The following is a 20,935-nucleotide window of genomic DNA, read 5'->3' as shown; positions in this document are numbered from 1 at the left end:
CGGCCCGTCCCGGACGGAGCGGGGCCGTGGGGTGGGGACACTGCGGGGGCTCCCCGCAGGACGAGGCGCGACCACCGGGTACGGCCGGGACGTGCCCGCACGCGCCGAGCCGAGGAGAGCCCCCGGAGGGGCACCACCCCACCCGAAGCCACCACCAGGGCCACGCTCCCGGCCAGGGAACACCACCCCGGTCCCGCCGGCGATTGAGGCGCGGCCACCGGCCCGCAGCCGGAAGGCAGGGGCAGCGCCCCGAATCGGCAGGCCGCGCCGGAGGCGTTACGCTCCGGGCCAGGGGCCCGGGGTCGGGGTTTCTTCCTTTTCCTCCGTCTCCGTCTTGAAGACCTTGAAGCCGCGCCGCTGGTAGTTCGCCATCGCCGTCGGGCCGTCCTGGCTGCAGGTGTGGACCCACACCCGGCGGGTCGGCTCGCGCTGCGGCCAGCGCGACGCGAGGTCCCAGGCCCGTTCCACGCCGACGGCCAGCAGGTGGCCCCCGATGCGGCGGCCGCGGAAGTCGGGGAGCAGGCCGAAGTACATGATCTCCACCACGCCGTCGTCCTGCGGGTCGAGCTCCACGTACCCCGCCGGCGTGCCGCGGTCGTACGCCACCCACGTCTCCACCCCCGGCCGGTCGAGCTGTTCCACCCACTGCGCGCGGGTCAGGGACAGCCGGTCCGTCCAGTGGATGTCGCCGCCCACCGAGGCGTAGAGGAAGCGGCTGAACTCGGGGGAGGGGACCTCCGACCGCACGATGGAGATCTCCGGCCCCGCCGGAGCCGCCGGGACGAGGTCCGCCGGAGAGGTCATCTCCAGCGACCAGGTGGTGAGTGTGATGGTGCTCATGCAGCTCAGGGAATCATGCCGGGTCCCGTCCGGCCCAGGCGGGCCCGGACCACCGCCGGAGCGGTGGAGTGCGGGAGCAGCGCGGCCGGGTCCTCGGGACGGATCAGCTCCACCTCCACGTCCTCCGCGAAGCGGTACGGCCGGTGGGCCAGGACGCCCGCGAGGTGGCGGCGTACCCGCGACAGCTCCGCCCGCACCGTCACCGTACGGGCCGGGTCACCGAACACCTCCGCCGACAGCTGCGCCGCCGAGCGCCCCCGCGGGCTCTCCGCCAGCAGGAACAGCAGCTCCGCGTGGCGCGGGCTCAGCTCCTGCGACCAGCTCCCGGACGACCCGTACACCGTCGCCGACCAGGAACCCGCCCGGCTGAGGTCCAGTACGACCCGGGTCGCCGCCGTGCCCGTACGGTCCTGCGCGACCCGCAGCAGCCAGCCGCCGGGCAGCGGTTCCGCCACGCAGTCGCCGAGCTGCGGCACCCACACCCGGCCCGGCGCGAAGTCCTTCGGCAGCGGGATCCGGTCCGCCGGGGCCAGCCCCGTCACCGCGGCCGTCCAGCCGTGCGGGTCCACGGCCAGCGCCCGCCCCGGCAGCCGGGCCAGCAGCGGCGCCGCCACCGCCCGCAGCCGCTCCAGCGACTCCAGGTGCCGGATCCGCATCTCCCGTTCCGCGAGCCGGGCCACCGAGCTGACCCAGGCCAGCGTCGCCGGGTGCATGGTGGCCAGCGGGCCGCTGACGTCGACCACGCCCAGCAGCCGCCCGTCCCGCGGATCCCGCACGGGCGCCCCCGCGCAGGTCCAGTCGTGGTGGCTGGAGACGAAGTGCTCCGCCGAGAACACCTGGACCGGCCGCCGGGCCACCAGGGCGGTCCCCACGCCGTTCGTGCCGACCACGGCCTCGTCCCAGTCCGCGCCGACCGCGAAGCCGAGCCGGTCCGCCTTGCGCAGGATGGACGTGTGGCCCTCCCGCCACAGCAGCCGCCCGTCCGCGTCCGCGACGACCATGATGTGGAGCGCCCCGTCGAGCGCCGGCAGCAGACCCTCCCGCAGTACGGGAAGGACCTCCCGCAGCGGGGAGACGTGCCGCCGCTCCTCGGTCTCGGCGGCCGACAGCATCCGCGAGCGCGCGTCCCGGTCCGGATGCACCCCGCCGGCCAGCATCCGGCGCCAGGACTCCGCGATCTCCGGCCGGGGCGCGGCCGGCGGGCGGTCGCCCGCCAGCGCGGCCGCGCGCACCCCCTTGAGCAGGCGCGTGGCCTCCCGAGGGTGCATGGCCGAGATGCGTGCCACATCGACCGTGATGCCTGTGGTGTCGGCCACCGGAACCTCCCCGTGCGAACAGGACGTACGACGCCGGCCGCCCGGCGGTTCCCCAGGTGCCGGTCCGCCCTTGCCTCGGGGACCGCCACCCCGGCGCCCCCGACGGGCGGCTGCCGACTCAAAGGTTGCAACGGTATGCAACTCTCGCCAAGTCCTGGTCGCCCGACCGAAAATGTCCGGACGTCGCCCGAGCGGCGTGACAGCTCCTCCTCGGGGCTTCGGTTCAGAGGTGGTGCCGAGTCGGCGCGGCGCCACCTCTGTGCCGGTCGACGGGCCCGGATCCCGGCTCGGAGCGGTTTGGGGACCGCAGGGGAGCCCGACGGGGGCTCCTCCCTAGCCCGCGATCCGCGCCCGTTCCACGACCGCGCGCAGATCCAGGCTGTGCGGCAGCGTGCCGAAGGCCGTACCCCAGTCACCGCCCAGCCGTGAGGCGCAGAAGGCGTCCGCGACCTCCGGCGGAGCCCAGCGGACCAGCAGCGATCCCTGCAGCACCAGGGCCATGCGCTCCACGACGCGGCGGGCCCGTGCCTCGATGCCCTCCAGATCGGCGAGATCCGTCAGCAGGTCCTTGATGGCCGAATCCAGTCGGTGGTCGGCGCCCCGGGCCAGGCCCACCTCCTGGAGGAAGGCGTTCAGCGCCTGCGGCTCCCGCTGGAGGGCGCGCAGTACGTCCAGGGCCTGGACGTTGCCCGAGCCCTCCCAGATGGAGTTGAGCGGGGATTCGCGCAGCAGTCTCGGCAGCCCGGACTCCTCGACGTAGCCGTTGCCGCCCAGACACTCCAGGGCCTCGGCCACCATCGGCGTACAGCGCTTGGTCACCCAGTACTTCGCGGCGGGCACGGCCAGGCGCAGGAAGGCCTTCTCCTGTTCGGTCCCGGCGTCGTAGGCGGCGGCCAGGCGCAGCGTCAGGGTGGTGGCGGCCTCCGACTCCAGGGCGAGGTCCGCGAGCACGTTGCGCATCAGCGGCTGGTCGATGAGCGGTGCTCCGAAAGCAGAGCGGTGCTCTGCGTGGTGCACCGCCTGCGTCAGCGACTGCCGCATCAGCGCGGCCGAGCCGATGACGCAGTCCAGCCGGGTCGCCGCGACCATCTCGATGATGGTCCGCACCCCGCGGCCCTCCTCGCCGACCCGCCGCGCCCACGTCCCGTCGAACTCGACCTCGCTCGACGCGTTCGACTTGTTGCCCAGCTTGTCCTTCAGCCGCTGGATCGCGAAGACGTTGCGCGTGCCGTCCTCCAGCACCCGCGGGACCAGGAAGCAGGTCAGCCCGCCCGGAGCCTGCGCCAGCACCAGGAAGCCGTCGCACATCGGCGCCGAACAGAACCACTTGTGCCCGGTCAGCAGGTACTCGCCGGACGCGCCCAGCGGCACGGCGGCCGTCGTGTTGGCCCGTACGTCGCTGCCGCCCTGCTTCTCCGTCATCCCCATGCCGAAGAGCACGCCGGCCTTCCGCGCCGCCGGCCGCAGGCCCTCCTCGTACACGTGCGAGGTCAGCCGCGGCTCCCACTCGGCGGCGATCGTAGGATCGGCCCGAAGGGCCGGCACGGCCGCGTGCGTCATCGAGATCGGGCAACCGTGGCCCGCTTCCGCCTGCGACCACAGGAAGAACCCGGCGGCGCGGCGCAGGTGCCCGGCCGGACGCCCCCAGGCGTCGGTCAGCCCGGAGGACACCGCGTGCCCGAGCAGCCGGTGCCAGGCCGGGTGGAAATCCACCTCGTCGATACGGTTCCCGTACCGGTCGTGAGTGCGCAGTTTCGGAGGGTTCTCGTTCGCCTGCGCGCCCCATTCCTGGGCCTGCGCGGAACCGGCCGCACGCCCGAGGTCCGTGAGCTCCTCCCGTACCTCGCCGAGGAGTTCGGGATCCGCGGACGCCAGGTGACGCTCGACGCCCTCGGTGAGGGCCCGATCGCCGCCGTAGACGTCGTACCCCACCAGGGGCGGGGCCTGGTTGCTGACTGTGTGGGTGGTGGCTGCCATGCGGATACCGTAAGGACGTGCAGCCAGCAAAAGAAACACCCGAGCGGATCCCAGGACGGCTCCACCGGGCCCGCGCCCTCTACCGCAACGTCTCGAAGCGGAAGATGGGCTGGCTGCTGTTGAAGGACACCGTCAACTCGTGCATCGAGTACCGGATCCTCGGGCTCGCGGCCGAGGCGGCGTTCTTCACCCTGCTCTCGCTGCCCCCGCTCTTCCTGGGCCTGCTGGGCCTGCTCGGCTACGTCGACGGGTGGACGGACACCCGTACCGTCGAGAGCATCGAGGAGAACATCCTGCGCGCGGTCGGCACCGTCCTGTCCGACCGCGGCGTCAACGACATCGCCAGACCCCTCCTGGACGACGTCACCCGCAGCGGCCGGCCCGACCTGATCTCGCTCGGTTTCGCCTTCGCCCTGTGGTCGGGATCCCGCGCCGTCAACGTCTTCATCGACACCATCACCGTGATGTACGGGCTCGACGGCCACCGCGGCATCGTCAAGACCCGGCTGCTGGCCTTCCTCCTCTACGTCATCGCCCTGCTGATCGGCGCCATCGTGCTCCCGCTGATGGTGGTCGGTCCGGACGCCGTCGTCCGGCTCGTTCCGTGGGGCACCGAGGTGATCGCCGTCCTGTACTGGCCGACCGTGACCCTGCTGTCCATCGCCTTCCTGACGACGCTCTACCACGTGTCCGTGCCCGTGCGCTCGCCGTGGATCGAGGACGTGCCGGGCGCGCTGGTGGCACTGGCCATGTGGGTGCTGGGCTCCTTCCTGCTGCGGATCTACCTCACCAACACCGTGGAGGGGCCGACCATCTACGGCTCCCTGGCCGCACCCGTCGCCGTCCTGCTCTGGATCGGCATCTCGGCCTTCGCGGTGCTCGTCGGCGCGGCCGTGAACGCCGCCATCGACCGCGTCTGGCCGTCGGTGGCCACCGCGGCGGCGCGCGAGGCGAACGAGCGGATCCGGGAGGCGGAGGCCGCGCAGCTGGTCGCGCGGGCCGCCGCCTGGCGGGCGATGGCGGAGGGCGAGTCGGAGGACGACGAGGACGAGGGGATGCCGTCGGAGTTCCCGGAACGCTGGTCGAAGTTCCTGCCGCCCGAGGACTACCACTCGCGCCTGCGCAAGCACTGACCGCTCCGGGGGCGGGCGTAGCCTGGAGCCGTGTACGAGGAGACACCGTCGGCCGGGGTGCCCGGGGCCGTGCTGTGGCGGGTCGAGGGTGGCGCCGGGGTAGTGCTGCCCGACGGGTGCATGGACCTCCTCTGGGCCGACGGACGGCTCCTCGTGGCCGGGCCCGACACCGGCCCGCATCCCGGCGGAGAAGTGCACGCGGGGGCCGTCGCCGGGATCCGGCTCGCGCCCGGCACCGCGCCCGCGCTGCTCGGCGTACCGGCGCACGTCCTGCGGGACCGGCGCGTGGGGCTCGCCGACCTGTGGCCCGCCCGGGAGGTACGCCGCCTCACCGGGCTGATGGAGGCGTACGGGGACCCGCGCGCGGGCCTTGAGGCACTGGCCCGGGCCCGCGCAGCCGACACCGGGCCGGCCGACCCCTTCGCCGCCGAGGTCGTCGACCGGCTCCGGGCCGGGCAGCCGGTGGCCGCGATCGCGGCCGCGGCGGGCCTGGGGGAGCGGCAGCTGCACCGGCGCTCCCTGCACTCCTTCGGGTACGGACCGCGCACGCTCGGCCGGATCCTGCGCCTGCGCCGGGCCCTGGCCCTGGCGGACCGGGGCCTGCCGTACGCCGAGGTGGCGCACACCGCCGGATACGCCGACCAGGCCCACCTCGCCCGCGAGGTGCGCGCGCTGGCCGGGACCACGCTGACCGCCTACTCGGGGGGCGCCGCCGGGGCGAAGAGGGAGACGCCGCAGCCGTCCGGGTCGAGGACGACGGCGTAGCGCTGCCCCCAGAAGGCGTCCCAGGGCTTCAGATGGCCGCGGTAGCCGGCCCGGGTCAGGTCGTCGTACACGGCGTCCACCTCGGCGGGGGAGTCGCACAGGAAGGCCAGGTCCCGGCGGCCGTCGCCGCTGGGCGGGGTCCAGGACGGGTCGAAGGAGCGGACGGTCTCCTCGGTGTCCCAGCCGATGCGCAGGCCGCCCGGGAGCGTGGCCTCGACGTGGGGGAGGGTGTCGGCCTCGGCCGGGACGTCCAGGCCGAGGCGGCGGTAGAAGGCGAGGGAGGCGGCCATGTCGGAGACGACCATGCCGATCATGTCGAGTCGTGGAGTCATGGCGGCAGGCTAGGCATCCCCGACCCCGCCGGTCTTGAACGAAACGGACACCGTCCACCCGGCCCCGTCCGCCCATCGGCCTGCCTGCCCGGCCGCTCCGTGGCCCGGACCGGGCGGCGCACGGGGATTGACGGTTCGTCAGATGTGCGCGCACGTTGTGTCGGGAAGCGACAGCAGTCCGGAAGCCGACGCGAGCCCGGAAGCCGACACCAGTCCGGAAGTCGCCGCGGGGCGGGCGGCGCACCCCCGGCGCGGCGGCTCCCGGGCCGCCCCCGCCCCGGTCGTGCGAGCCCGAGTGCCCCTGACGCGCCCCCGAAGGGAAGTGGACCGTGATCCCCACCGGTGAGATCGACCTGCTGGAAGACACCTGGGCCCGCGAGGTCCCGCACGAGCAGTTCACCCGGCTGCGCCGGGAGGACCCGGTGCACTGGCACGAGGTCCCGGGCGGCCACGAGGGCTTCTACGCCGTCACCCGCCACGCCGACGTCAAGGCCGTCAGCCGCGACCCCGGGCTCTGGTCCACGGAACTGGGCTCCTTCATGATCCGCGACCAGAGCCCGGAGTCCCTGGAGTCCCTCCGCCTGGTCCTCCTGGGCATGGACGCCCCGCGCCACTCCCGCTACCGGGCCCTCGTCAGCGCGGGCTTCACCCCGCGGGTGGTGCGCCGCCTCGCGGCCCGGATCGGCGAGCGGGCCGCCGCCCTCGTGGAGAGCGCCGTCGCCCCCGGCCGGGACCTGGACTTCGTGGCCGAGGTGGCCGCCAGGCTCCCGATCCAGACCATCTGCGAGATGGTCGGCGTACCGCCCGGCGACGAGCTGCTCGTCTTCGACTGGAGCAACCGGATGGCCGGCGGCCAGGACCCGGAGCTCTCGGCCGGCAAGCAGGACAGCGACCTCGCGGCCGCCGAGATCTACGCCTACTGCGACGCGCTGGCCGCCGAGCGCCGGGCCCGCCCCCGTGAGGACATCCTCTCCACGCTCGTCCACGCCGAGGTGGACGGGGACCGGCTCAGCCGGCACGAGATCAACATGTTCTTCGTGCTGCTGTGCGTCGCGGGCAACGAGACCACCCGCAACCTGCTCTCCCACACCGTGCTGGCCCTGGTCGACCACCCCGTCGCCCGGGCCGAACTGGCCGCCGCCCCGCACGACGAGCTGCTGTGGAACTCGGCCACCGAGGAGTTCCTGCGCTGGGGCGGCTCGATCCACAACTTCCGGCGCACCGCCACCCGCGACACCGTCCTGCGCGGGCGCCGCATCGCCGCCGGGCAGAAGGTGGTGACCTACTACACCTCCGCCAACCGCGACGAGGAGGTCTTCGGGGACCCCTTCACCTTCGACATCCGCCGCACGCCCAACGAGCACCTCGCCTTCGGCGGTGGCGGCCCCCACTTCTGTCTGGGCGCGGGTCTGGCCCGTACCCAGATCAAGGCGCTGATCCGGGAACTCCTGCGCCGCCACCCCGACTTCGGGCTCACCGGCGAAGTCCGGCGGCTGCGCTCGGACTTCATCAACGGCATCAAACACCTGCCGGTCCGCTTCGGCGCATAGGCTTGCCGAGTGAACGACAGCGCACACGCGATACGGATCCGGCCGGGCGGCCCGGCGGACGCACCGGCCCTGCTGGACATGCTCGACGCCGCCGTGGCCTGGATGAACGCCCGCGGCAACACCGAACAGTGGGGCACGATCCCGTACTCGCAGCGGCCCGGCGGCACGGACCGGGTCCAGCGGTACACCACCGAGAACACCCCGTACGTCGCGGAGCTGGACGGCGTGCCCGTCGGAGCCCTGGTGCTGGACTCCGGGCCCAGCCCGCAGCTGCCGATCGCGCCGGCCGGGGAGCCCGAGCGGTACGTGCGGCTGCTGGTCTCCGACCGGCGGCACGCGGGCCGGGGCATCGGCGCGGCACTGCTGGCGCACGCCGCCGAGGAGACCCGCCGGGCCGGCGTCGCCCTCCTGCGGGTCGACTGCTGGGCGGGCGGCGGAGGCGAACTGGTCGCGTTCTACGAGCGCAGCGGCTTCACGCCCACCGACCGCTTCCTGTCCGGGGACTGGCCGGGGCAGGTGCTGGCCCGGCGGCTCGACGGAGCACTCGGCTGACGCCGCGGAGAGCGAGCGGAAAGAGGCGCGGAAAACGCCTCGGGAAAAAGGAGTGGCCGCGACGCGAGCGGGCTTGTTACGGTGGGGTCGTTCCCGCCGAGCGGTGAGGGACCACGGCAACGTGCACGACCCGGAGGTGAGTTCATTGACTGTCATTGCGCAGGGCGCTGCCCGCACTCAGAAGACCATCGATGTGACCTCCGTGGTCTCCGGCTGACCTCACACCTCTCTTCGCGTGCCGCCGTAGGGCGGACGCATGCGGCCGGGGCCACCCTGTGAAGGGTTCCCCTTGTCTTTCTCCGCTTTCCCGCAGGCCTCGCTCTCGCACACCCTCGCCCCCCTCGGCTGGGACGACGCGTGGGCGGCCGAGTTCACCGTGTACGCCGAGCAGGGCCTCGTGCCCGGCCGTGTCGTACGCGTCGACCGCGGTCAGTGCGACGTACTGACCGCCGACGGCATCGTCCGCGCCGACACCGCCTTCGTCACCCCCCACGACCCGCTGCGCGTCATCTGCACCGGGGACTGGGCCGCCGTCGAGACGGCGGGCAACCCGCGGTACGTGAAGGCGTACCTGCCGCGCCGGACCGCCTTCGTGCGCTCCACCTCGTCGCAGCGGTCCGAGGGGCAGATCCTCGCCGCGAACGTCGACCACGCGATCATCGCCGTGTCCCTCGCCGTGGAGCTCGACCTGGGGCGCATCGAGCGCTTCCTGGCCCTGGCCTGGGAGTCGGGGGCGCAGCCGCTGATCGTCCTCACCAAGGCGGACCTCGTCCCGGACCCGGTCACCCTCGGCCACCTGGTCCAGGACGTGGAGACCACCGCCCCGGGCGTCCAGGTCCTCACCGTCTCCTCCCACACCGGGGAGGGGACCGACGTCCTGGGCGCGATCGTCGCCGACGGCACCAGCGTCCTGCTGGGCGTCTCCGGCGCGGGCAAGTCCACCCTGGCGAACGCGCTGCTCGGCACGGACGTCATGGAGGTCCAGGCCACCCGTGACGTCGACGGCAAGGGCCGCCACACCACGACCACCCGCAACCTCCTCGTCCTGCCGGGCGGAGGGGTCCTCATCGACACCCCGGGCCTGCGAGGCGTGGGGCTCTTCGACGCGGAGGCGGGAGTCGGGCAGGTCTTCTCCGAGATCGAGGACTACGCCGCGCAGTGCCGCTTCCACGACTGCGCCCACGAGGCGGAGCCGGGATGCGCGGTGCTCGCCGCGCTGGAATCGGGGGACCTGCCGGAACGGCGCCTGGAGAGCTACCGCAAGCTCCTGCGGGAGAACCAGCGGATCGTGGCGAAGACGGACGCCCGGCTGCGGTCGGAGATCCGCCGCGACTGGCGGCTGAAGTCGGCGGAGGGCCGCGCCAACTACTCCGCCAAGCGCGGCAACCGGGTCTGACCCGGCCGCCCCGCCGTCGGGCTGCTCGGCCCGACGGCGGGGCGGCCCGGCGGACGCTCAGAGCCCCCACGCGTGGACGCGGTCCGGGACGGATCCGGATCACCTCCTCGCTGAAGTGGGGGCCCAGTGCGTGCGGGCCCACCTCCAGCGTGGCGTGGCCGCGGATCTCGATGCCGCGCACGCGCCACGGCCGGGTGCTCACCAGGTCGTCCACGACCAGGGACAGCCGCGGGCGCCACGGTGGACGCGGCCGGGGCGCGCCACCCGCATCGGCCGCCGGACCTGGGCCGTGACCTGGGCCGGCACCCGGGTCCTGACCTGGGCCGGGCCCGGGCCGGTCGTTGGCACCCCGATATTGGGTGATCAACCCGCCCGTTCCCTGTGTACTCTGGGCGGGCTTTCGAACCCGTTCAAGCATCAACAGAAAATGGGGGGCCGGTGCGCAATCGCCGACTCATAGTTTCCGCCGCCGTCATCGCGGCCGGCGTAGGTCTGGTACCTGGCACGGCCCAGGCCGACGGTCCGGCCAAGCCCGACGCGCACGGGGTGAGCGCTCCGGACGCGGACCTCGGCAAGGCCGCGGCGCCGAACTTCAGCACCTTCACGAGCGCCGCCGAGCGCACGGTCCGGCCCGCCGGCAAGGGCGAGGCGCAGGCGCAGGGGAGCGCCGCCTCGGAGCCGACGGTCGGCCTGTCCGCCAAGGGCACCAGCGCCCGCGGGATCAGCCTGAGCCTCGCCGTCAGCATCGACCCGGACGCCCAGATCTCGGCGTTCATCGAGTGGGGCGACGGCAGCTACGACGTGTTCGACACCTACGGTCCCACCAACCAGACCGTGGCCCACTCCTACTCGGAGATCGGCGCCTACACGATCAAGGTCACCCTGAAGGACGGTACGGGTGAGCGGGGCAGCAACTCGCTCGCCGTCGTCACGCCGGGATCCGACTTCACGCCGTACAAGCCGACCCGTCTCCTGGACACCCGCAACGGCACGGGCGGGCCGAAGGCCAAGATCCCCGCGTACGGCACCACCCGGGTGAGGATCTCCGGCAACGGCGACATCCCCACCGGGGTCACCGCCGTGGTGCTCAACGTCACCGCCACCAACACCAACAGCGCCGGTCACGTCACGGTCTGGCCCGAGGGCAGCGAGCGTCCGAACACGTCGAACGTCAACTTCGCCAAGGGGCAGACCGTCCCGAACCTGGTGATCGTGCCGGTCGACAAGAACGGCTACGTCGACCTGTACAACGGCGGCTGGGAGTCGGTCGACCTGATCGCCGACGTCACCGGCTACTTCACCCGGACGACGTCCAGCGGCTACACCCCGATCAACCCGTCGCGCTTCGTCGACACCCGCAACGGCACGGGCACCGCCCAGGGCCAGGTCCGCGGGCAGGCCACCTTCGGCACCAAGTTCGCCGGCCGGGACGGCATCCCGGACGACGCCACGGCGGTCGCGCTGAACGTCACGGTCACGAACCCGCGCGAGGCCGGCCACCTGACGGTGTTCCCCAGCGGGGGCAGTGTCCCGATCACGTCCAACGTGAACTTCCGCGCCGGCCAGACGGTCGCCAACTCGGTGATCGTGCCGGTCGGCCCCGACGGCTCGGTCAACTTCCGCAACGGCGCCTGGAACGGCACCGACGTCATCGTCGACGTCGTCGGCTACTACCGCGTCGGCAGCCGGGGCGCCTACCTGCCCTTCGTCCCGGAGCGTCTGCTCGACACCCGTGACAGCTCGGACTGGGCGTGGGGCCCGCTGGGGGGCCAGGGCTACATCTACATGCCGCTGTCCACCACGCGCCCGGCCAACACGGCCTACGTGCTGAACACCACCGTCACCAACACCCGGGGCGAGGGGTACCTCACGGTCTCCCCGGACCCGAACACGCTGAGCGCCTACGAGGGCGGCTGGGACAGCTGGCCCACCCCGCCCAACTCCTCGAACCTGAACTGGAAGCGGTCCGAGACCGTCCCGAACCTGGTCCAGGCGGGCATGGGCAACAACGGCATCGTCGACTTCTGGAACCGAGGCTGGGACGACATCGACCTCGTGGTCGACATCTTCGGCGTCTACCAGACGAACTGATCCACCGGCACGGCCCGCACGACACGGCGCCCCGGGAACGGACCCCAGCGGTCCGCCTCCCGGGGCGCCGCCCGTTGGGGGGACGCCTAGGGGAACGGGGCGCCGCAGCGCGGGCAGTCGGGAGTGGCGCGGCCTGGGTCGAGTCCTCCGCATGCGTCGCAGACGAGGTGCAACAGGCAGGCCGGCTCGCCGGCGTCGTCCACCGGCTCGGCGGGCGGGTCCGGTACGGGCGTGTCCATGGCGGCTCCCCGGCGGGACGGTGACGGCGGCAGGCCTCAAGGACTTCGAGCGTAGCCCCCGCTCACGGGACCGTGTCCACGCCCCCGGCCACCACGCCCGGTGCCGGGCCGGCCGCGGCCGGCACCGGGCGTGGTGTCAGGCCCCGGCCGGGGTGCGCGGCGCGCGGCGCATCGCCCACAGGACCGGGCCGCCGCCGGGGAGCCGCGCCTCCCCGAGCACGGTGAAGCCGAAGTGCTCGTAGAAGGGCAGGTTGTCGGGCTTGGAGGACTCCAGGTAGACCGGCAGGCCCGCCGCGTCGGCCTGGGCCAGCCCCGAGCGCAGCAGGGCCGCCCCGTGTCCCTGGCCGCGGGCGGCGGGGTCGGCGCCGACCACCGCCAGGTACCAGTGCGGCTCGGTCGGGGCGTGCTTCACGGCCTCCTCGACGGCCTCGCGGAACAGCCCGGCCCGGTCGCCCAGGATGTCCTGGAGCTCCTGGACGGTCTCCGCGTCGGGCACGGCCTTCCCCCGCCCTTCCGGCGCCACCCAGAAGGAGGCCGCGGCGTCGGTGCGCTCGCACACGCCGTGGTGGACGTACTGCCGGGTGAACAGCGTGGTGAAGTAGCGGCTCAGCCCCGCCTCGCGAGAAGCGTCGTCGGGGAAGAACCAGCGCATCATCGGGTCGTCGTCGAAGGCGGCGGCCAGGGTGCGGCCGACCATGCGGGCATCGTCGATCGTTGCCGTCTTGGGAGCGTTCGTCATGGGCATACGGGTCATTCTGCACCGTTGATGATCTTGACCGGCGGGTGGGCCCTCTCGTCGGCGTCGGCCAGCAGGAAGTACAGCGGAGGCAGGACCAGTTCGATCCGCCTGCTCGAACAGGTGCCGCTCGACCGGTCCGGTGACCTGCTCGGCCAGCTCGAAGACGGGCTCGACGTGCACCTGGACTACTTCGTCGCCCACCGCAACACGGTCCTCGCGGCGAACCGCGTGCTGGCCGGCGATCCGGTGGTCCAGACGATCATCGACTGGGAACTCGGCGTCCTGCGGACCCGGCTCCTCGACGTCCTCCCGATCCCGGACGACTCCGTACGGGCGGCCGTGGCCGCGGTACTCAAGAGCTGGCTGGTGTTCGTCCGGGTGCTCTGCCTGGACTGGCTCACCGCCGAGACCTGTACGCGCGCCGAGCTGCGCGACACCTGCGTCGGCGCGCTGCTCGGAGCCCTGCGCCCGTTCCTGCGCGACGAGATCCCCTGATCGGGGCCGGCGCGCCACTTCGCGCTAGTCCGCCGACACCGCGCCCACCCACGCCCCCACCACCAGCAGGCACGCGAACAGTTCCACCAGCACGCTCGTGCCCACCGCGCGCATCACCGCACGCGTCGACGCCCACGCCTCGCCGTGCCCGCCCAGACGGAGCCGCTCGCACAGGTAGACGCCGCCCACGAAGCCCGGGATCGCCCCCACCACCGGGAGCACCACGAAGCCCAGTAGCGCACCCGCGCCCGCGAACACCCCCGTCCGGGGGGTGACCGGCAGCCCGCGGGGGCGCCGCGGCGGCAGCTGCCACTTCACCACCTGGACCACCAGCAGCAGGGCCGTCGCCGCGACCAGCAGCGACCACGCCAGCGCCGACCGCTCGTGCAGCGCCCACCACATCAGCCCCGCCCACACCAGCCAGGTCCCCGGCACACCCGGAACCAGTACCCCGACCAGCCCGAGCAGCAGCACCAGACCCACCAGGAGCAGCTGCGGCACGTCCACCCGCCCAGCGTGCCCGACCGGTGGCTACCGGGCCACCCAGCCACGTTCGTACGCGTGCCAGCCCAGCTGCAGCCGGGTCGTCACCCCCGACAGCTCCATCAGCCCCTTGACCCGCCGCTGCACCGTCCGCAGCCCGAGCTCCAGGTGCTTGGCCACGCTCGCGTCCGTCATCCCCGCCAGCAGCAGCGACAGGATCTCCAGATCCGTGGCGTCGGGGATGCCCCCGGCCTCCTCCGCCGCACCGGCGGCGCCCAGCCTCAGCGGCAGCGACTCCCGCCACACCGCCTCGAACAGCCCCGTCAGGGACTCCAGCAGCCCGGACGCGTGCACCACCAGCGCCGCCGGCTCCGCGCCGCGCGCCGTCAGCGGGACCATGGCGAGGGTCCGGTCCGCGATCACCAGCTTCGTCGGGACCTCCGCCGTCACCCGGACCTGCTCGCCCCGCGCCAGCGCCGTCGACGCCTCCCGGATCCCGCTGGGCAGGGTCAGCACCTCCCGCTCGATCACCACCCGGTAGTCCACCCCGCGCACCGAGGCCCGGTCCTCCGCCTCGTTGTCCGTACCCGTCACCACCTGGGGGCGGCCGCTGACCAGCGCGCACACCTCCTTCTCGGCGCCCAGCTGGAGCTGGTGGAAACGGTGCGCCACCGCGCTCGCGCCCTGCACCACCTCCACGAGGTCGTGCACCGCCGGTTCGGCGGCCTCCGCCCGGTACTCCTCCGCCAGCAGCGCCGCCGCCAGCTCCGCCTGCTCCAGCTCGTGCCGCTGCTGGGTCAGCAGGGCCCCGAGCGCGACCCCCGGCGGGGCCGCCACCCAGCGCCCCGGCCGCGCCGATGACTGTGCCGCCAGCCCGTGCCGCTCCAGGTGGCGCAGGGCCCGTTCGGTCTGCGGCACAGGCAGGGTCAGCCGGTGCGCGAGGTCGGGGACCTCGGCCGCGCCCAGCGCCACCAGTGCGCGGTACGCGGACTCCTGGCCCTCGTCCAGGCCTATGGCACCCAGCAACCCGTCCACCACCTTTCGACACGACGCCTGGCGGGAAGCGGCCACGGCGCAAACCCGCCGCCGACATCATCGCCGCACCCCCCGCCCCTCTGCCAAGGTTGCGCCACCGCAGCACCAACATCCGCCGGCCAGAGGCCATTTGCGCGGCAGCTTTGCCGTGCAATGCAGCAGTTGGCCGGAATTCAACTGGGGAGAGCGATGCGCCCGATATCGCGCACGGCGATGGGGGCGGCCACAGCGGCCGCCCTCGCCGTCACCGCCGTCGGCCCGTCGACGGCGCAGCCGGCCGACGCAGCGACCGGAGCGGCGAAGAGACCACTCGTCGGGAGCCGGGCGGCCGCACAGCAGCCCACCGCCCCCGTCACCGTGACCCTCGTCACCGGTGACCGGATCCTGGTGTCCACCGACGCGTCCGGCCGCACCGCCGCCACCGCGATGCCGCACGCGGACGGCTCCCAGCCGCTCGTACAGACGCGGCAGTCCGGCGAGGACCTGTACGTGTACCCCGAGGCCGCGGTCGCGGCGCTCGCCGCGGGCCGGGTCGACCACGAACTCTTCAACGTCACCGGCCTCGTCCGGCAGGGCTACGACGACGCCCACACCAAGAAGCTGCCGCTCATCGCGGTCTACGACGGATCCGTGAACGTGGCGCGCAGCGCCCCGCCCGCGCCCCGAGGCGCCGACCGCTCCCTCGTCCTCGGCTCCATCGGCGCCGTGGCCCTCTCCGCGGACAAGGAGCAGGCCACGGCCTTCTGGTCCGACGTCACCGGTACGGACGCCACCGCGCGCACGGCCACGGGCGCCCTGAAGAAGCTGTGGCTGGACGGCAGGGTCCGGGCGAACCTGGAGCGCTCCACCCGGCAGGTCGCCGCCACCGCGGCCTGGGCCGCCGGATACGACGGCAAGGGCGCCAAGGTCGCCGTCCTCGACACCGGCACCGATCTGGAGCACCCCGACCTCAAGGGCCGCGTCTCCGCCTCCGAGAACTTCACCGACTCCGACACCGACACCGACCGGCAGGGCCACGGCACCCACACCATCTCCACCGTCGGCGGCTCCGGAGCCGAGAGCGGCGGCGCCAAGAAGGGCGTCGCCCCCGGCGCGGAACTGCTCAGCGGCAAGGTCCTGGACGACCAGGGCTACGGCCTCGACTCGTGGATCATCGCCGGCATGGAATGGGCCGTCGCGGCCAAGGCCGACGTGGTCTCCATGAGCCTCGGCGACCCCTCGCAGACCGCCTGCGACGACCCGCTCGCCGAAGCCGCCGAACGGCTCTCCCGGCAGGGCCCGCTCTTCGTGATCGCCGCGGGCAACTCCGGCCCCGGCAACAACACCGTCTCCTCGCCCGGCTGCGCGCCGAGCGTCCTGACGGTCGGCGCCGTCGACCGCGACGACACCACGGCCCCCTTCTCCAGCCGCGGCCCCGCCGGTCCGGGGCACACCCTCAAGCCCGAGATCGCCGCACCCGGCGTCGGCATCTCCGCCGCCGCCGCGGGCGGCCGGGGCGTGTACGCCTACCAGTCCATGTCCGGTACCTCGATGGCCACCCCGCACGTCGCGGGCGCCGCCGCCGTCGTCAAGCAGCGCCACCCCGACTGGACCGGACAGCAGATCAAGGCCGCCCTCGTCGGCTCCGCCGACACCCAGGTCCCCGGAGACGTACGGGAGACCGGCGCGGGCCGCCTCGACGTCAAGGCCGCCCTCGACACCACCGTCACCGGCGCACCCGCCGTCCAGGGCGGCACGTACGACTGGCCGCAGGACCGCAGCGACCGCCGCGACGTCGAGGTCCCGTACACCAACCCCGGCAAGACCCCCGTCACCCTGCGCCTCGCCGTCGAGAAGGTCACCGGCAACGACGGCTCCGCCGTCCGCAGCCGGATCGCCCGGCTCGACCGGCGCACCGTGACCGTCCCGCCCGGCGCCACCGTCAAGGTGCCCCTCGCCCTCGACCCGGCCGCGAAGCTGGATCGCGCCCAGTACGGCGACGTCACCGGCCGGGTCGTCGCCACGGCCGACGGCGTGCGCGTCTCCACCCCCTTCTCGCTGTACGTCGAGCCCGAGACGGTGACCCTGCGGGTCAAGCTCCTCGACCGGGCCGGCAGGCCCGCCGCCGGACCCTCCTCGCTGGACGTGATCGGCACCGACGACGCCTCCGGCGAACGCCGCTTCAACGAAGGCGCCACCGACCAGGTCTACCGGGTCCGCCCCGGCGCCTACTTCCTCTCCGCCTTCGTCGCCACCCCCGACCCCGGCGAGGGCGCGGAGATGATCGACTCCCTCACCTACCTCGGCCGCCCCCAGACAGAGGTGAAGAAGGACACGACCGTCGTGCTCGACGCCCGCAGGGCCGGACGCCTGACCATCGAGGCCGACCGGCCCGTCGAGGCCCGCAACACCACCCTCGGGTTCGCCCGCAGCTGGGACGACACCTGGCTGCACGCCGGGACCGCCATGGGCGGCCGCACCATCCGCGGCTTCTACGCCTCCGTCGAAGGCCGGGCGAAGGACGGCGACTTCGAGTTCACCGGATACTGGCGGGCCGCCGCCCCGCTGATCTCCGAACTCAAGGCCGCCGGAGGACCGGTCCTCCACCCGATCACCGCCTCCACCGGCAGCGACAACCTCGACGGCGCCGGCGGCGCCCCGCTCGTCGACGCCGGCTCCGCAACCCCCGGGGAACTCGCCGCGGCCGGCGCCAAGGACGCCGTCGTCCTGGTGAAGGCCGTGGACGGCGCCCTCCACGAGGTCGCGCAGAACGCCAGGGCCGCAGGCGCCAAGGCGGTCATCGCCCACCGCGAGGCCCCGGGCCGCTGGACGGCCTCCACCGGCTACGCGGGCGGCGCGCTGCCCACCATGACCATCGAGGCCGCCGAGGCCGAGGCGCTCCTGGCCAGGCTCGCCGCCGGCAAGGTCACACTGTCCTGGAAGGCCACGGCGCACAGCCCGTACGTCTACTCGCTCGCCCTCCCCGAGACCGGGGAGATCAAGGGCAGCCGCACCTACCGGGTGCGCGACCGCGACCTCGGCCGGGTCGACTCCACCTACAACTCCATGGGCGTGGCCGCCGACTTCATCGACATGGCCGGCGCCTACCGGCCGATCGGCAGCGCGGTGTACTTCGGCGGGATCGAGACCGTCGCCGCGCCCGGCAGGCGGACCGAGTTCTACTCCGCCGGTGACACGGCCTGGGACCAGCTGCTCTCCAGCAGCTTCCCCTGGGGCGAGTTCATGACGGGCGAGCGGCGCACCCACGCCAAGGGCGCGAGGACCAAGGCGGCTTGGTACGACGGAGTGACCGGCCCGGTCGCGCCGCGCGACCCCGCCGGCAAGGAGACCCTCGCCGCCGAGCGGCAGGGCAACCTGATCGGCTTCGCGCCCGCCATGTGGGGCGACAGCGCCCATGCCGCGCAGCCCGGCTCCTTCGGAGACATCGGCAACCTCCGGCTCCGGCGCGACGGCGAGGTCATCGGGGAGAGCTGGTACCCCTTCGGGGTCTTCGAGGTCCCGGCCGACGAGGGCCGCTACGAACTGACCCAGTCCATCGAGAAGATCGGCCCGCCCGCGCGCACCTGGCAGCGGTCCACCTCGGTCAGCACGACCTGGGGCTTCACCTCGAAGCTCGACGCGTCGGCGTACTCGCAGGGCCTGCCGGTCCTCTTCCCGAGGTACGCGGCCCCGCTGGACGGCATGAAGACCGTCGCGGCGGCGGACGGCCAGACGATCGGGCTGGGCGTCACCGGGCACGCGGGCTACGTGCCAGGCGCGCTGAAGTCCGCGGCGCTGGCGTACTCCTACGACGGTGAGCACTGGACGCAGGCGAAGGTCAGCGAGCGCGGCGGCACCTGGACGGCGGTCGTCGACCACGCCGGAGCCTCCGGCAAGCAGGTCTCGCTGAAGGTCGAACTGACCGACGCGAAGGGCGCCACGGTCACCCAGACGGCTGCGCGGGCGTACGACGTCCGCTGATCCGTACGAGCAGGACGCAAGGGGTCCACCGGGCGGCGGCCCGGTGGACCCTTTTCGTGCATTCGGCGTTTTCGGCCCCCACCGGAGGCCGAGAATGAGGGCATGAGTCAGCAGGGCGCGGACGACTGGTGGCAGAAGCTCTACGAGGACCCGGACGCGGGGCCGGCACCCGACCCGGGGGACACCCTCGACCACCGGTTCCGGTCGGTGGCGGGCGTGACGGCGGACCCGGCCGAGGCGCCGCCCCCCGCGCCGCACGAGCCGGTACGGGAGGCGGAGTTCGGCCCCGGGCCGGGGCGCGGGCCATTGCCGGCCCCCCGCCCCGAGCCGGACGCCGGCCTGCCCGCGCGGCCGCCGCTGCCCGACGCGGTCCGCCGGGAGCCCCCGCGCCCCCCGGCGGCGGGGCCGGTCCCCGCGCCGCGCCCGGCCCCCGACGGCCCGCCCGCGGCCCCGGCCGCGCCGCCCGCCCTGCCGCGCACGGCGGAAGGGGCCCCGCCCGGCGGGCGGAGCGTCCCGGCGCAGCCCCCGGGCCCGGGGTTCGACCAGCCGGTGGCGCAGGTGCCGTTGCCCGGCGAGACGTACGGCCCGCCGCCGGCTCCGTCCGCGGCTCCCGATGCGGCCGTGCACGTGCCGTCGCCCGGTGAGCGGCCCGGTCCGCCGCCGGCGCCACCCGCCGCACCGCCCGCCGTGGAAGGGGCCACGTCCGGCCCGGGGTTCGGTCCGCTCGCACCGCCGCCGGCCCGGGGCGTGCCTTCCGGCGCGCCCGCCGCACCGCCCCACGGTCCGCCGCCACCGCCGGCCGCGCCGCCCACCCCGGAAGCCGCCGCGCCGCCCGGCGAGCGGTACGTTCCGCCACCGCCCCCGGCGCCGCCCTGGCACGGGGCCCAGCCGCGCGATCCCCGCACCGGCGGCGCCACCGGCTACGCCCTCGGGGGCGTCGAGGTGCCGCCGGCGCCCGGCCCGGAGCTGCCCACCCGGCGTGCCCAGGCGCCGCGCCCGGAAGACCGCACCGAGCAGGTGCCGCAGCCCGCGCCCCCGCCGGAACCGGTACGCGCACCCGCCGGCGCGCCCGCCCCGGAGGCCGCGGCGCCGCAGCAGCGGCCCGAGGTGCGCCACCTCGGCGACCGCGCACCCACGTACGCCGCCGAACCGGGCGGGCTCCCGCCCGCGGACCCGGCCGCCCTCGACGGCCTGGTCCCGGACACCGTCCTGGAGGGTGCCCGCTACGGCGGCTACACCCTCCGGGCCGCCTCCCTGCGCGGCGACTCCGCCCGCTACCGGGGCGAGACCCGCCGCGACTTCCTCCTCACCGCACGCTTCGGCAGCGGCGACGACGCCCTCGTCCTCGTCGCCCTCGCCGGCGGGGACCGGGCCGCGCCCGGCGCCGCCGAGGCCGCCGCCGAACTGTGCCGCACGGTCGCCGCGGCCGTCGGCCGCAGCCAGGGCCGGCTGGCCGACGACATCCGGGCCGGCCGCCGCGACGCCCTGCGCTCGGGCCTGCAGCGGCTCACCGACCGGGGCTACGGACGCCTGCGGGCCCGCGCCGCCGAGCTGGGGCTGGCGGAGGAGGCGTACACGGCGGGACTGCGCGGACTGCTGCTCCCGGTGGACCCCGAATGCCGCACGAGGGTGTGCTTCGGCGCCGGCGCGGGCGGACTCTTCCGGCTCCGTTCGGGCCAGTGGCAGGACCTGGAGCCGGCCGTTCCCGCCGCCCCGGCCGCACCCGCGCCGACCCCCGTGCCCGCCTACGGATCCGACGAGGCTCCCGGGGAGCCCGGCAGCCCCTTCCGCTTCCGCGCCTCCCTGGCCAGGCCCGGGGACACCCTGCTCCTGTGCTCCGGCGGCCTAGCGGAGCCGATGCGGGAGGAGGCCGCCCTGCAGGCGGAGCTCGCCGCCCGCTGGGGCGAGCCGGAGCCGCCCGGCCTCGCCGCGTTCCTCGCGGACACCCAGCTGCGCCTCAAGGGCTACGCCGACGACCGCACGGCCGCCGCAGTCTGGGAGGCGTAACCGGCGCGGGCGTGGCTGGATGGAA

The 20,935-nt window shown here is 74.3% G+C and carries 17 protein-coding genes; 9 read left to right on the top strand and 8 right to left on the bottom strand.

All coding sequences use genetic code 11. From position 1 onward, the window contains the following. Window positions 1–276: 276 nt before the first annotated feature. The 3 genes from IG86_RS0121690 to IG86_RS0121680 form a co-directional block, all read right to left on the bottom strand. A complete protein-coding gene (locus tag IG86_RS0121690) occupies window positions 277–840 on the bottom strand; it encodes a GNAT family N-acetyltransferase (protein WP_030826403.1) in 564 nt (187 codons plus the stop codon). A gap of 5 nt (window positions 841–845) precedes the next feature. Further along, window positions 846–2,108: a GAF domain-containing protein gene (locus IG86_RS0121685; RefSeq protein WP_045936563.1), complete on the bottom strand. Its 1,263-nt coding sequence runs from the start codon at window positions 2,106–2,108 to the stop codon at window positions 846–848. 381 nt (window positions 2,109–2,489) lie between these two features. Further along, a complete protein-coding gene (locus IG86_RS0121680) occupies window positions 2,490–4,133 on the bottom strand; it encodes an acyl-CoA dehydrogenase family protein (RefSeq protein ID WP_030826396.1) in 1,644 nt (547 codons plus the stop codon). A gap of 17 nt (window positions 4,134–4,150) precedes the next feature. Here IG86_RS0121680 and IG86_RS0121675 point away from each other — a divergent pair, with 17 nt between their 5' ends. Continuing rightward, window positions 4,151–5,266 (top strand): YihY/virulence factor BrkB family protein, encoded by a 1,116-nt coding sequence (locus tag IG86_RS0121675; protein ID WP_030826393.1) that lies wholly within the window; start codon window positions 4,151–4,153, stop codon window positions 5,264–5,266. A 30-nt stretch (window positions 5,267–5,296) separates the two neighbouring features. Next, window positions 5,297–6,031 (top strand): helix-turn-helix domain-containing protein, encoded by a 735-nt coding sequence (locus IG86_RS0121670; protein ID WP_030826389.1) that lies wholly within the window; start codon window positions 5,297–5,299, stop codon window positions 6,029–6,031. Here the strand turns inward: IG86_RS0121670 and IG86_RS0121665 are convergent. Then, window positions 5,962–6,363: a VOC family protein gene (locus IG86_RS0121665; protein WP_030826386.1), complete on the bottom strand. Its 402-nt coding sequence runs from the start codon at window positions 6,361–6,363 to the stop codon at window positions 5,962–5,964. The two genes, IG86_RS0121670 and IG86_RS0121665, sit on opposite strands and share 70 nt — an antisense overlap. A gap of 329 nt (window positions 6,364–6,692) precedes the next feature. On the opposite strand from IG86_RS0121665, the gene IG86_RS0121660 reads away from it, so the two are divergent. From IG86_RS0121660 to IG86_RS40580, 4 genes are all read left to right on the top strand, one after another. Continuing rightward, entirely contained in the window at window positions 6,693–7,913 is a 1,221-nt protein-coding gene (locus IG86_RS0121660; RefSeq protein WP_199814453.1) for a cytochrome P450, read from the top strand. 9 nt (window positions 7,914–7,922) lie between these two features. Then, complete coding sequence (locus tag IG86_RS0121655) at window positions 7,923–8,465, top strand: GNAT family N-acetyltransferase (protein ID WP_030826380.1); 543 nt, start codon at window positions 7,923–7,925, stop codon at window positions 8,463–8,465. Window positions 8,466–8,721: 256 nt separating this feature from the next. Continuing rightward, window positions 8,722–9,861 (top strand): ribosome small subunit-dependent GTPase A, encoded by a 1,140-nt coding sequence (gene rsgA / locus IG86_RS0121650; protein ID WP_045936562.1) that lies wholly within the window; start codon window positions 8,722–8,724, stop codon window positions 9,859–9,861. Between the two features lie 438 nt (window positions 9,862–10,299). Next, window positions 10,300–11,952 (top strand): hypothetical protein, encoded by a 1,653-nt coding sequence (locus IG86_RS40580; RefSeq protein ID WP_157854859.1) that lies wholly within the window; start codon window positions 10,300–10,302, stop codon window positions 11,950–11,952. Window positions 11,953–12,038: 86 nt separating this feature from the next. On the opposite strand, the gene IG86_RS43030 is transcribed toward IG86_RS40580, so the two are convergent. After that, window positions 12,039–12,191, bottom strand: a complete 153-nt coding sequence (locus tag IG86_RS43030; protein WP_157854858.1) for a zinc ribbon-containing protein — start codon at window positions 12,189–12,191, stop codon at window positions 12,039–12,041. A 136-nt stretch (window positions 12,192–12,327) separates the two neighbouring features. Continuing rightward, a complete protein-coding gene (locus IG86_RS0121640; RefSeq protein WP_030898852.1) occupies window positions 12,328–12,945 on the bottom strand; it encodes a GNAT family N-acetyltransferase in 618 nt (205 codons plus the stop codon). A gap of 12 nt (window positions 12,946–12,957) precedes the next feature. On the opposite strand from IG86_RS0121640, the gene IG86_RS0121635 reads away from it, so the two are divergent. Beyond that, a complete protein-coding gene (locus IG86_RS0121635) occupies window positions 12,958–13,425 on the top strand; it encodes a hypothetical protein (RefSeq protein WP_234316045.1) in 468 nt (155 codons plus the stop codon). A gap of 24 nt (window positions 13,426–13,449) precedes the next feature. On the opposite strand, the gene IG86_RS0121630 is transcribed toward IG86_RS0121635, so the two are convergent. Continuing rightward, complete coding sequence (locus IG86_RS0121630) at window positions 13,450–13,932, bottom strand: DUF456 domain-containing protein (protein ID WP_030826365.1); 483 nt, start codon at window positions 13,930–13,932, stop codon at window positions 13,450–13,452. 24 nt (window positions 13,933–13,956) lie between these two features. Beyond that, complete coding sequence (locus IG86_RS0121625; RefSeq protein WP_030826364.1) at window positions 13,957–14,934, bottom strand: helix-turn-helix domain-containing protein; 978 nt, start codon at window positions 14,932–14,934, stop codon at window positions 13,957–13,959. Window positions 14,935–15,132: 198 nt separating this feature from the next. Here IG86_RS0121625 and IG86_RS0121620 point away from each other — a divergent pair, with 198 nt between their 5' ends. Beyond that, complete coding sequence (locus IG86_RS0121620; RefSeq protein WP_030898847.1) at window positions 15,133–18,903, top strand: S8 family peptidase; 3,771 nt, start codon at window positions 15,133–15,135, stop codon at window positions 18,901–18,903. A gap of 102 nt (window positions 18,904–19,005) precedes the next feature. Then, window positions 19,006–20,910, top strand: a complete 1,905-nt coding sequence (locus tag IG86_RS0121615) for a protein phosphatase 2C domain-containing protein (protein WP_030898844.1) — start codon at window positions 19,006–19,008, stop codon at window positions 20,908–20,910. Window positions 20,911–20,935 lie beyond the last annotated feature (25 nt).

Source organism: Streptomyces virginiae (genome assembly GCF_000720455.1).
GTDB classification, from domain to species: Bacteria; Actinomycetota; Actinomycetes; order Streptomycetales; family Streptomycetaceae; genus Streptomyces; species Streptomyces virginiae.
The sequence above is the reverse complement of the archived record's forward strand: the minus strand, read 5'-3'. Positions and strand labels throughout refer to the sequence as shown.

What these genes read in the sequence shown, in the direction of transcription:
- IG86_RS0121680 (WP_030826396.1), bottom strand. Translation starts at nt 4,133, where the DNA reads ATGGCAGCCACCACCCACACAGTCAGCAACCAGGCCCCGCCCCTGGTG.
- IG86_RS0121620 (WP_030898847.1), top strand. Translation starts at nt 15,133, where the DNA reads ATGCGCCCGATATCGCGCACGGCGATGGGGGCGGCCACAGCGGCCGCC.
- IG86_RS43030 (WP_157854858.1), bottom strand. Translation starts at nt 12,191, where the DNA reads ATGGACACGCCCGTACCGGACCCGCCCGCCGAGCCGGTGGACGACGCC.
- rsgA (WP_045936562.1), top strand. Translation starts at nt 8,722, where the DNA reads ATGCGGCCGGGGCCACCCTGTGAAGGGTTCCCCTTGTCTTTCTCCGCT.
- IG86_RS0121685 (WP_045936563.1), bottom strand. Translation starts at nt 2,108, where the DNA reads ATGCACCCTCGGGAGGCCACGCGCCTGCTCAAGGGGGTGCGCGCGGCC.
- IG86_RS0121615 (WP_030898844.1), top strand. Translation starts at nt 19,006, where the DNA reads ATGAGTCAGCAGGGCGCGGACGACTGGTGGCAGAAGCTCTACGAGGAC.
- IG86_RS0121690 (WP_030826403.1), bottom strand. Translation starts at nt 840, where the DNA reads ATGAGCACCATCACACTCACCACCTGGTCGCTGGAGATGACCTCTCCG.
- IG86_RS0121665 (WP_030826386.1), bottom strand. Translation starts at nt 6,363, where the DNA reads ATGACTCCACGACTCGACATGATCGGCATGGTCGTCTCCGACATGGCC.
- IG86_RS0121635 (WP_234316045.1), top strand. Translation starts at nt 12,958, where the DNA reads ATGATCTTGACCGGCGGGTGGGCCCTCTCGTCGGCGTCGGCCAGCAGG.
- IG86_RS0121640 (WP_030898852.1), bottom strand. Translation starts at nt 12,945, where the DNA reads ATGACCCGTATGCCCATGACGAACGCTCCCAAGACGGCAACGATCGAC.